Source organism: Amycolatopsis rhabdoformis (genome assembly GCF_035918295.1).
In the GTDB taxonomy this organism is placed as follows: domain Bacteria; phylum Actinomycetota; class Actinomycetes; order Mycobacteriales; family Pseudonocardiaceae; genus Amycolatopsis; species Amycolatopsis rhabdoformis.
In genome coordinates, this window is sequence record NZ_CP142149.1 from 5,831,237 (window position 1) to 5,841,763 (window position 10,527).

Sequence of the window (10,527 nt, forward strand, 5' to 3'; positions counted from 1 at the left end):
CCCGCACCTCTCGAAGCCATTCATCCGGCTCTCGCCGTTCTTCCCGGCCATTGTTCCACACTTGTGCGCGATACCTGGATACCTGATCGGCGGAGAGCGAAGATCGGCGTAAGACGTCTTTCCTGTCCCCCGTCGATCGGAGCTGTCGGTGACCACCACGGAACGCACCGCCGCGTCGTTCTTCCTCCCGAGCGACGAACCGCTGGGCCTCATCACCGCCGACGGCACGCTGGCCCCGGACCCGGCGCTGCCGATGCCGGCCGACGACGTGCTGCTGCGCCTGTACTCCGCCATGGTGTCGGGCCGCCGCTTCGACACGCAGGCCACCGCGCTGACCAAGCAGGGCCGCCTCGCCGTGTACCCGTCGGCGCGCGGGCAGGAGGCCGGCGAGATCGGCTCGATCCTGGCGCTGCGACCGCAGGACTGGCTCTTCCCGACCTACCGCGACTCGATGGCCGTGGTCGCGCGCGGCGTCGACCCGGTCGAGGTCCTCACGCTGCTGCGCGGCGACTGGCACTGCGGCTACGACCCGAACCGCACCCACGTGGCGCCCCAGTGCACGCCGCTGGCCACGAACACGCTGCACGCGGTGGGCTTCGGGCACGCCGCGAAGCTCAAGGGCGAGGACACCGTGGCGCTGGTGCTGCTCGGTGACGGCGCCACCAGCGAAGGCGACACCCACGAGGCGCTGAACTTCGCGGCCGTGTGGAAGTCGCCGGTGCTGTTCCTCGTGCAGAACAACGGGTACGCCATCAGCGTGCCGCTCGCGAAGCAGACCGCGGCGCCGTCGCTCGCGTACAAGGGCGTGGGTTATGGCATGCCGTCGGTGCTGGTCGACGGCAACGACGCGGCCGCGGTGCACGCCGTGGTCGAGCAGGCCGTGGCGCGCGCTTCCGCCGGCGAGGGCCCGACGCTGATCGAGGCCGTGACCTACCGCGTGGAGTCGCACACCAACGCCGACGACGCCACCCGCTACCGCGACCGCGCCGAGGTCGAGGCCTGGCTCACGCGTGACCCGATCGCGCGGCTCGAACGGCACCTGGTCGACCGCGGCCTGCTCGACGACGCGGCGCGCGAGGAGATCGCCGCGCGCGCCGAGGCCGAAGCCGCCGCGCTGCGCGAGCGGATGAACGTCGACACCGTGCTGGACCCGGCCGAGCTGTTCCGCCACGTGTACGCCGAGCCGACGGCCGCGTTGCGCAGCCAGGCCGAGAACCTCAGCGCCGAGATCGCTTCCGGAGACGACGAATGACCGCGACCCTGGAGTCCACTTCGGACACCGTGACCATGGCCGGCGCGCTCAACCGCGCCCTCGCCGACGCGCTGACCGAAGACGAGCGGGTGCTCGTGTTCGGCGAGGACGTCGGCACGCTCGGCGGTGTCTTCCGCGTCACCGACGGGCTCGCCGCCCGCTTCGGCGAGGCGCGCGTGTTCGACACGCCGCTCGCCGAATCCGGCATCGTCGGCACGGCCATCGGCATGGCGATGAACGGCCTGCGCCCCGTGGTGGAGATGCAGTTCGACGCGTTCGCCTACCCCGCGTTCGAGCAGATCACCAGCCACCTCGCGAAGCTGCGCAACCGCACGCGCGGCGCGGTCGAGCTGCCCATCGTGATCCGGATCCCCTACGGCGGCGGCATCGGCGGCGTCGAGCACCACTGCGACTCCTCCGAGGTCTACTACACGCACACCGCCGGTCTGCGGGTCGTCACGCCGGCGACGCCGGCCGACGCGTACGCGCTGCTGCGCCAGGCGATCGACTGCCCCGACCCGGTGATCTTCCTCGAGCCCAAGCGACGCTACTGGGAGAAGGAGACCACGCGGCTCGACCACCAGACGTCCACTCTCGACAGTGCGCTCGTGCGTCGCGCGGGCACCGACGTCACGCTGATCTCCTACGGCGGTGCGCTCGGCACCACCCTCGAAGCCGCCGCCGCGGCCGAGGAAGAGGGCTACAGCGCCGAGGTGATCGACCTGCGCAGCCTCGCCCCGTTCGACCTGGAGACGGTGGCCGCTTCCGTGCGGCGCACCGGCCGTGCGGTTGTGGTGCACGAGGCGAGCCGCTTCTGCGGTTACGGCGCTGAGGTCGCGGCCCAGCTGTCGGAAACGTGCTTCCACTACCTGGAAGCGCCGGTGCTGCGCGTCGGTGGCTTCGATATCCCCTACCCCGCCCCGAATCTGGAGAAGCACCACCTGCCGAACGTCGACCGCGTGCTCGACGCGATCGAGCGGCTGCAGTGGGACGACGCGGCCCCGCTCGCGGGCGGCGGTGCGTGATGGCCGTGTTCAAGCTGCCCGACCTGGGCGAGGGCCTGACCGAGGCCGAGATCGTCGCGTGGCACGTGGCCGTCGGTGACACCGTGACCATCGACCAGACCGTGGTCGAGGTCGAGACGGCCAAGGCCAGCGTGGAGGTGCCGGTGCCGTTCGCGGGCCGCGTCGCGACGCTGCACGGTGCGGCCGGTGACGTGCTCACCGTCGGCAGTCCGTTGATCACGGTGGAAGAAGCGCCGGCGTTCCTGGAGCCGGGGGTGGTCACGCCGACACCCACGGAAGGCAGCGGCAACGTCCTCATCGGTTACGGCACCGGCACCGCGCAGGCGCGCCGGACCCGTCGTGGGCGCGGCACGCGGCGCCCGGCCTCGGCGCCGACACCTCGGCCCGCGAACGAGCGCGTGCGCGTGGTCTCGCCGCTGGTGCGGCAGCTGGCCCGTGAATCCGGGGTGGACATCCACTCACTCGCCGGCTCGGGCACCGACGGGATCATCAGCCGGGCCGACGTCGAACGGGCGATCGCGGCCACCACCGCCGGCACCCCTGAAGCGCCGGCCACCCCGGCCGCCGACGAGCGCCGCATCCCCCTGCGCGGCGTGCGCAAGACCGTCGCCGACAAGCTCACCCGCTCGCGCCGCGAGATCCCCGAGGCCACCGTGTGGGTGGACGTCGACGCCACGGCCCTGCTCGAAATCCGCGCCGCCCTCAACGCCGACCCGAATGCGCCGAAGATCAGCCTGCTCGCGTTGCTGGCGAAGTTCACCGTCGAGGGCCTGCGCCGCTTCCCCGAGCTCAACGCCCACCTCGATGGCGACGAGATCGTGATCCCCTCGGCCGTGCATCTCGGCTTCGCCGCCCAGACCGACCGCGGCCTCGTGGTCCCCGTGGTGCCCGGCGCCCACGACCTGTCGCTGGAGCAGCTCTCCGGTGCGCTGGCCGAACGCACCGAACGCGCCCGCACCGGCGGGCTTTCACCGGCCGAGCTCACCGGCGGCACGTTCACCATCAACAACTACGGCGTGTTCGGCGTCGACGGCTCCGCCGCCATCATCAACCACCCCGAGGTCGCCATCCTCGGCATCGGGCGGATCATCGACCGGCCGTGGATCGTCGACGGCCAGGTCGTGCCACGCAAGATCACTGAGCTCACGCTGGCCTTCGACCACCGCGTCTGCGACGGCGGCACGGCCGGCGGCTTCCTGCGCTTCGTGGCCGACTGCGTGGAATCACCCCTGCGGCTCCTGCGCGGCCTCTAGCATCCGTCCACTGTGGATCCGCTCAGGCGAACCTGATGTCGTCGAGGTCGATCGACACCAGCAGCGGCTCGAGCACCGGCCGGCCGTCCTCGCCGGCGGTGTAGACGCGGCGCCGGGTCGGCACCACGATGCCGTCGACCTCGCGGTGGTCCGTCGAGTAGTGCGCCGCGAGGCCGCCGGCCACCATTTCCGCGTCGTAGTCGTGGCGGCGAATGAGGCCGTCGGAGTCGAAGTAGAACGTCTGCACCTTGTTGTGCGTGGTGATGTCGTCCGGGAACTCCACGCGCAGGCGCCGCCACGTCTCGCCGTCCTCGTGCCACGGGTCGAGCTCCTCGGTGCGGAAGCCCGGCCGCATCAGCGTGAACGGTGTGGTCAGGTAGGTCCACATCGCGTAGCCAGCGAAGTACGCCGTCTGCAGCCGGTCCCACTTCGATTCGAGCGTGTGGCCCGCGAACGACGCGCGGGTGTGGTCGCGTTCGGCCACAACCTCGCCGGCCTCGTTCTCGATCGCCACGTGCTCGCCGCGGAACGCCGTGCGCAGGCCGGGTTCGCCGAACGGCGCGTGGCTGGTGAACTGGCGGTGCAGGTCGACCTGCACGGTGATGTCGTCGAGCACGCCGGCCTGGCCCTTGAGCGGGAACACGACCCCGCCGTTGGCCAGGTGCGCGGTCACGGTCCGCAGCTCGCACCACCGCTTGAGCCCGCCGTGCGCTTCGACGGCGAAATCCAGCAAGTCACCCATGTCCGTTGCTCCGATCCGGTCCTCGTGGCGCGGCTCCTGCCGCCGCTGTGTCTGAATTGAATATGACCGGTCGTCTCAGCTTCTGTCAAGCCCCTCCGCAGAGGGGGCCGATCGGCTACTACCGCCTCGCTCGCGCGAAGAACTCCCTCGCCGCAGGAACCCAGAGCAGCACCACCGCGGCGATCTGCAGCGCGCCGACCACCGGGATCACCGCGTGGAACATCGCGGACGACGACCACGAGACCACGCTGAACAGCAGGCCCAGCGGCTGCGAAATCGTGACGAGCCGACGCGCCCACGAGCGGCCGGCGCCCAGGCGCCACGCCGGCAGCAGGCACAGCACCACGAGCACCGCGTGGAACACCGCGGCCGAAGCGACGGCGATCTCGGCCGAACGGGCAACCTCGGCCGCACCGAAATCCGGATGAGCGGCCGCGATCTCATTGCGCAACGCGGCTTCCCTCGCCCACATCACGAGCGCCACCACCACATGACTCAGCGCCACGACGCAGAGCAGCAGCCGGACGGCTTGCACGACAGCGGGAACTCGAATTCGAACAGCAGCGCTCGTGGTCATGCCGGGTTCCCCTCGTCCGCGAGCTGTCGTTTTCTCCGCCACCGCGGGCCACCGTCGCGCCGGGCCGCCGCGGAGGCGGCCTCGCCGCGCTGCGCCCACGCTTCGTTCAGCCGGGTGATCAGGTCGCGCGCGGTCGTCACGTCTTCGTCGGACCAGTCGGAGATCACGTCGGCGAACACCGCCGCGCCCGCCGCGACGGTGGCCTCGGCGTCCGCGCGCCCGCTTTCCGTCTGCCGCACCAGGAACGTCCGCGAATCCACCGGATCCGGCTCCACGGCGATCTGCCCGGCCTCCTCCAGCGCGGCCAGGTGCCGGCTGGTCGCCGACGTCGTGAGGCCGAGTTCGGCCGCGATCGCGCTCGGGCGCACCGGCCCTCGCACGGCGACCGTGCCCAGTACGCGGACCCGGGTCAGGTCGAGGTGCCGCGAGATCCGGCGGTGCCCCGCGTCGATGAGCTCCATGACCGCCCGGGCCAGCTCCGCGCGTTCATTTCGTTGCGGCATGAAACGAGATTAGCACGAGCTTCCGCCCGCGGACACCAAAAAGCCCGAACCCGCTGGTCAGCAGGCTCGGGCCGGGTGAATCGGCGCGTCAGATCACTCGACGCCGAGCATGACCTCGGTCGACTTCACGAGTGCGGTCACCGGCTTGCCGACCTCGATCCCGAGCTCTTCGGCCGCGTCCTTGGTGATCGAGGCGACCACGGACTGGCCGCCGTCGAGCTGGACCGTGACCACGGTCATCACGGCGCCGGGCTTCACGGCCGACACGGTGCCGGCGAGCTGGTTGCGGGTTGACAGGCGCATGTGGACAGTCCTTTGTACTGAGTGCGGAAGTACGACAACGCCGCCACGGTAACCTTTTTCCGGCGCCCGCGCCGCCACGTCGATCACCTCGGAAACCGACCTGCGGCACCACTCATCCCCCTGGCACCGCACCTGCACCCCCAGCGAACCAGCGGAGCAGCACTCGCGAATCCTGTGATTTTCACCGCCGGGCGCGCCACGCTACGTTTATCGCCGTGGAACTGCGCACCCGCGACGCCCGCCGGCTGGCCGTCGGCAGTCAGCACCTCGACGCCGCGGGCGCGGCCGACGTCGGCGAGGCCCTGGACTCGCTGCGCTGCCTGCAGCTCGACCCGATCACCGTGGTCGCGCACAGCCACCACCTCGTGCTGCGCAGCCGCGTCCGCGACTACGACCCCGCGCACCTCGACACGCTGCTGTGGGGCGAGCGCCGGCTGTTCGAGTACTGGGCGCACGCCGCGTCGATCGTGCTGGCCGAGGACTACGCGCTGCACCACGCGCTGATGCGGGTCTACCCGGCCGGCAAGTCGGCGTACGGCCGCCGCGTCGCCGAGTTCCTGCACGGCAACGAGGCGCTGCGTGACCACATCCTCGACCGGCTGCGCGAGGCCGGACCGCTGCCGGCCGGCGCATTCGAGGACCGCTCGACCGTCGGCTGGGTGTCCGGCGGCTGGACGACCGGGAAGAACGTGGAGCGCATGCTCGACGTGCTGTGGTTCCGCGGCGAGATCATGGTGGCGGCGCGCGCCGGCGGGAAACGCCTGTGGGACTTGGCTTCCCGCTGCCTGCCCACCGGCCTCGACCGGACGCCGCTGCCCGAAGCCGAAATTGTCACGCGGTCGGCCGAGCACGCGTTGCGCGCCCTCGGCGTGGCGCGCCAGGCGGACATCGAGCAGCACTTCGTCCGCGACCGCTACCCCGGGCTCACGGAGGTGCTGGCCACGCTCGTCGAGGCCGGCCGCGTGGTGCCGGTGACGCTGGAGAAGGACCCCACGCAGTGGTACGTCCACGCCGATCGGCTGCCGCTGCTCGAGGCCGCCTGGTCACCTCGCACCACGGTGCTCTCGCCGTTCGACAACCTGATCTGCGATCGTGCGCGGACCCGGCGGCTGTGGGACTTCGCCTTCCGCACCGAGATGTACGTGCCGAAAGCCAAGCGCCGCTACGGCTACTACGTGCTGCCGATCCTGCACGGCGACCGGTTGATCGGCCGGATCGCTCCGCGCGTCGACCGCCGCCGCGGGGTGCTGGAGCTGGAAGGCGTGTACGCGGAAGACGGCGCGCCGGCCCGCGCGGGAGCCGCGGTGCGGCGCGCGATCACCGAGCTGGCCACCTTCACCGGAGCCGAGCACGTGGAGTACTCCGGCCCCGTGCCGGAGCCGTGGCGGGCCGCGTTGCTCAGGAATTGACGTTTTCCTTGCGGCTGAAGATCATGTGCTCACGGCGAGGTTCGTCGTACGGTAAAGCTTAGCTTTCACAAGTATTACCGTGAGAAAGGACCACCCGCCATGTGGGCGCCCGTCACTGTTGCTCTGCTCATCGGCTTCTTCGGGAATCTGTCGCTGGACCGCGTGGGAACCGGAGTCGTGTTCCTCATCCTGGCCGTGGCCGTGGTCGTGACCACCGCGGTGCTGCACCGGGAGAAGACCGCCGCCTGAGTCAGGCGCGCACGGGCTTGCCGGGCAGCGCGTCCGGCACGATCTCCCCCGCGCGCACCACCGGCGTGCCGTTCACGAGCACGTGCGCGATCCCCGCGGACGGCTGCGTGCCGTCCACATAGGACGCCTGGTCGGTGATGCGGTCGGGGTCGAACACCACCACGTCGGCGTCGCTGCCCGCCCGCAGGCGGCCCTTGCGCCGCAGCGCCGGCACAGCTTCGTCGAGCACCTGCGCGGGCAGCAGTGAACAACGCGCGACGGCTTCGGACAACGTCAATTTCCCGCTCTCGCGGTGCAGCCGGCGAATGGCGCGCGAGAACGTGCCCGCGCCCCGCGGGTGGCCGAGCGCACCCGGCGGCAGCGGCCACGCCAGCGGATCGGGTCGCCCGCCCGGCCAGGTCAGCGGCATGGCGTCGCTCGCGATCGCGGTGCCTTCGAAGAGCAGTGCGCGCTGCAACGCCGGGTCGTCCTCGTCGAGAAAGTGCAACAGCGCGAGAGCACCCGGCGTGGCGGCCCGCACCTCGGCCAGCCGCTCTGCGTCCGCGATGCGCTCCCCCGTGCCGACCAGCACGAGCGAGTCGGGCCGGATGCCTTGGTGGGCCAGCACTTCCGGAGCCAGGAAGGCCGCGCCGACAGCCGTCGAGCCGGCCCCGTACGGGTAGGCCTCGGTGGTCACCTCGGCGCCTTCGAGCCGGCAGCGTTCCACGAGCCCGAGCACGCGGTCGACCTGCCGGCCCGACGTGCTGTTCACGTGGCAGTAGTGCAGATGCACGCCGGTCTGGCCCGCGACGCGCACGATCTCCTCGGCGCCGTCGATCGGCACGTCCGGATCCGCCTCCACGAGCGGGCGCGCGTGCGTGAACGCGGGCAGCCCGGCCTCGGCGGCCAGCTCCGCCACCGCGACGAACTCGGCCGGGTCGAGGTGCGGCGCGTAACCGGCGAGCACGCCGACGCCCAGCGCGCCGTCGGCGAGGTCGCGCGACAGGTGCTCGAAGATCCGCGCGCGCTCGGCCGCTGACGCCTCGGCGCGCCAGGCGGGCACGCCCAGGTAGGTGAGCACGGTGTCGGGCGGGCCTTCGAGCGGCGCTCCCGCGAGCACGGCCATGCGCGCCAGGGCCCACGACGTCGAGTAGCCGTAGTTGATCGGCCGGCCCTCCGCCGCCGCCCGGGCGTAGGCCGCGCCGACCGGCGTGATGCCGGCTTCCAGCTCGAGGGCCGTGGTGACGCCGTCGAGCGCCTGCAGCCGTTGCTCGGGGATCGCCTGGCCGTGGCTGTGCAGATCCACGAAGCCCGGAGCGACCACGAGACCGGTGGCGTCGATGGTCCGGTCGCCGTGCAGCGGTGTTGCGGACACCACACTCACGGTTCCGCCGGTGATCCCGACGTCGGCCACCGCATCGAAGCCACTCTCCGGGTCGAGCACGCGTCCGCCCCTGATCACGAGGGGGTAGCTGTCCGGTGAAGGGGTCACGATTCACTCCTGTGAGTGGGCGAAGGCACGCACAACGTACTGCTGATTCACCCGACCGAGGAGACGACCCTCACTCCCGGTTCGTTGACACGTCCTCAGACGCGGGCGTAACTTGTGGACGTGTCATCAAAGCGGCCTGGATCAAGCCCCGACCAGCGCGAACTGAACCGGTGACCACCCCCTCGAACCAGGAAAGTCGGACATGACGAAGATTGCGATCATCCTCGGCAGCACCCGTCCGGGCCGCAACGGTGAAGCCGTCGCGAAGTGGGCCCTCGACATCGCCAAGCAGCGCGGCACCGCCGAGTACGAGCTCCTCGACCTGCTCGACTACGAACTCCCGCACCTCGACGAGCCGCTGCCGCCGGCCATGGGCCAGTACGCGCAGGCGCACACCAAGCGCTGGGCCGAGAAGATCGCCGAGTTCGACGGCTACGTCTTCGTGACCGCCGAGTACAACCACGCCATCCCGGGCCCGCTGAAGAACGCGATCGACTTCCTGGGTGCCGAGTGGAACAACAAGGCCGCCGGCTTCGTCGGTTACGGTTCCGTGGGCGCCGTGCGCGCGGTGGAGCAGCTGCGTCTCGTGCTGAGCAACCTGCAGGTGGCCCACGTGACCAGCCAGGTCGCGCTGTCGCTGTTCACCGACTTCGAGAACATGTCCGTGTTCAAGCCGGCCGAGATGCACACCGGCTACCTGAACACCACGCTCGACCAGGTCGAGTCCTGGAGCAACGCGCTCGCCGCCGTTCGCGCCTGAGCTTTTCCGTGTTTGCCCTCCCACCCGCCGGGTAACCGGAGGGGGTCGACACAAGGGAGGCGACACCATGACGGACAAGGCGCAGAACAAGGCCGAAGAACTCAAGGGCCGGGCGAAGGAAGCCGTCGGCAACGCCACCGACAACGAGCAGTGGCAGGCCGAAGGCAAGGCGGAGCAAGGCAAGAGCAACTTGAAGCAGGCCGCCGACAAGGTCAAGGACGCCGTGAAGGGCGTCAAGGACTGAGGTCGGGAAAGCCCAGGGTCACGCGCCCCTGGGCTTTCTTGTGTCCACCGAACTTGCGCATCACGCAGACTTTGCGTGGTGCGCAAGTTTGCGCTAGCCTGAGGACATGACCGAACGGCCGAGCCTGCGTGACCGGCGCCGCCAGGAGACGCGTACCGCGATCTCCTGGGCCGCGATCCGGCTCGCCGTCGAACGCGGTCTGGCGAACGTGACCATCGAGGACATCGCCACCGAAGCCGGCGTTTCGCCGCGCACCGTGAACAACTACTTCTCCAGCAAGGCCGAGGCCATCGCGGCCCGCCACTACGACCGGGCCCAGGGCATCGCCGACCTGCTGCGCGCGCGGCCGGCCGAAGAGCCGCTCTGGGAAGCCATCACCGAAGCCGCACTCGAGCGCTTCGAGGCCGACCGCGCCGACACCACGGTGGATCCACTGTGGACACAGGGCGTGCGGCTGATGACGGCCGAACCCGCGTTGCAGGGCGAGTTCCAGAAGGCGAACGTGGCGGCCGAGATCGCGCTCACGCAAGCGATCGCCGACCGCACCGGAACCGATGCCGACCACGACCTGTACCCCGTGCTCGTGGCCAAGACGGCCAGCGGCGCCATGCGCGCGGCCATGGCCCACTGGCAGCGCGCCGATCCACCCGTTTCCTACAGTTCGGTGCTGCGCACGGCGTTCGACGCCGTGACCGTCACTCTTCCCTGATCTTCCGGTTTTCTTTTCCTGCCAAGGAGA

Annotated in this window: 13 protein-coding genes; 8 read left to right on the plus strand and 5 right to left on the minus strand. The window is 70.6% G+C overall.

Going from position 1 to position 10,527, the window contains the following annotated elements:
- Window positions 1-148 precede the first annotated feature (148 nt).
- From pdhA to VSH64_RS26725, 3 genes are read left to right on the plus strand one after another with little or no spacing between them, the layout of a single operon-like run.
- A complete protein-coding gene (pdhA, locus tag VSH64_RS26715; RefSeq protein WP_326565443.1) occupies window positions 149-1,252 on the plus strand; it encodes a pyruvate dehydrogenase (acetyl-transferring) E1 component subunit alpha in 1,104 nt (367 codons plus the stop codon).
- On the plus strand, window positions 1,249-2,277 hold the full coding sequence (locus VSH64_RS26720) for an alpha-ketoacid dehydrogenase subunit beta (protein ID WP_326565444.1): 1,029 nt from the start codon (window positions 1,249-1,251) through the stop codon (window positions 2,275-2,277). Before pdhA ends, VSH64_RS26720 begins: the two co-directional genes overlap by 4 nt.
- Entirely contained in the window at window positions 2,277-3,530 is a 1,254-nt protein-coding gene (locus VSH64_RS26725; protein WP_326565445.1) for a dihydrolipoamide acetyltransferase family protein, read from the plus strand. The genes VSH64_RS26720 and VSH64_RS26725 overlap by 1 nt, the downstream gene beginning before the upstream one ends.
- A 22-nt stretch (window positions 3,531-3,552) precedes the next feature.
- Here the strand turns inward: VSH64_RS26725 and VSH64_RS26730 are convergent, their stop codons facing one another.
- The 4 genes from VSH64_RS26730 to VSH64_RS26745 all read right to left on the minus strand — a co-directional run bounded on the left by VSH64_RS26730 (window position 3,553) and on the right by VSH64_RS26745 (window position 5,655).
- Complete coding sequence (locus tag VSH64_RS26730) at window positions 3,553-4,272, minus strand: hypothetical protein (RefSeq protein ID WP_326565446.1); 720 nt, start codon at window positions 4,270-4,272, stop codon at window positions 3,553-3,555.
- 118 nt (window positions 4,273-4,390) lie between these two features.
- The gene (locus VSH64_RS26735; RefSeq protein ID WP_326565447.1) at window positions 4,391-4,849 is read right to left on the minus strand and encodes a hypothetical protein; all 459 of its coding nucleotides are present in this window, start codon (window positions 4,847-4,849) and stop codon (window positions 4,391-4,393) included.
- Window positions 4,846-5,352 carry a MarR family winged helix-turn-helix transcriptional regulator gene (locus VSH64_RS26740; protein ID WP_326565448.1) on the minus strand — a complete coding sequence of 169 codons (507 nt, stop codon included), beginning with the start codon at window positions 5,350-5,352 and terminating at the stop codon, window positions 4,846-4,848. Before VSH64_RS26740 ends, VSH64_RS26735 begins: the two co-directional genes overlap by 4 nt.
- 93 nt (window positions 5,353-5,445) lie before the next feature.
- Entirely contained in the window at window positions 5,446-5,655 is a 210-nt protein-coding gene (locus VSH64_RS26745; protein WP_326565449.1) for a TOBE domain-containing protein, read from the minus strand.
- A 215-nt stretch (window positions 5,656-5,870) separates the two neighbouring features.
- Here VSH64_RS26745 and VSH64_RS26750 point away from each other — a divergent pair, with 215 nt between their 5' ends.
- Window positions 5,871-7,064 (plus strand): winged helix-turn-helix domain-containing protein, encoded by a 1,194-nt coding sequence (locus VSH64_RS26750; protein ID WP_326565450.1) that lies wholly within the window; start codon window positions 5,871-5,873, stop codon window positions 7,062-7,064.
- Window positions 7,065-7,163: 99 nt separating this feature from the next.
- A complete protein-coding gene (locus tag VSH64_RS26755) occupies window positions 7,164-7,313 on the plus strand; it encodes a hypothetical protein (protein ID WP_326565451.1) in 150 nt (49 codons plus the stop codon).
- A gap of 1 nt (window position 7,314) precedes the next feature.
- Here the strand turns inward: VSH64_RS26755 and VSH64_RS26760 are convergent, their stop codons facing one another.
- Window positions 7,315-8,784: an amidohydrolase family protein gene (locus VSH64_RS26760; protein WP_326565452.1), complete on the minus strand. Its 1,470-nt coding sequence runs from the start codon at window positions 8,782-8,784 to the stop codon at window positions 7,315-7,317.
- A 202-nt stretch (window positions 8,785-8,986) separates the two neighbouring features.
- On the opposite strand from VSH64_RS26760, the gene VSH64_RS26765 reads away from it, so the two are divergent.
- The 3 genes from VSH64_RS26765 (at window position 8,987) to VSH64_RS26775 (ending at window position 10,497) form a co-directional block, all read left to right on the plus strand.
- Window positions 8,987-9,544 carry an NADPH-dependent FMN reductase gene (locus VSH64_RS26765; RefSeq protein WP_326565453.1) on the plus strand — a complete coding sequence of 186 codons (558 nt, stop codon included), beginning with the start codon at window positions 8,987-8,989 and terminating at the stop codon, window positions 9,542-9,544.
- A 67-nt stretch (window positions 9,545-9,611) separates the two neighbouring features.
- Window positions 9,612-9,788, plus strand: coding sequence for a CsbD family protein (locus VSH64_RS26770; RefSeq protein ID WP_326565454.1), 177 nt, complete (start codon window positions 9,612-9,614; stop codon window positions 9,786-9,788).
- 106 nt (window positions 9,789-9,894) lie between these two features.
- Complete coding sequence (locus VSH64_RS26775; RefSeq protein ID WP_326565455.1) at window positions 9,895-10,497, plus strand: acyl-CoA-like ligand-binding transcription factor; 603 nt, start codon at window positions 9,895-9,897, stop codon at window positions 10,495-10,497.
- Window positions 10,498-10,527 lie beyond the last annotated feature (30 nt).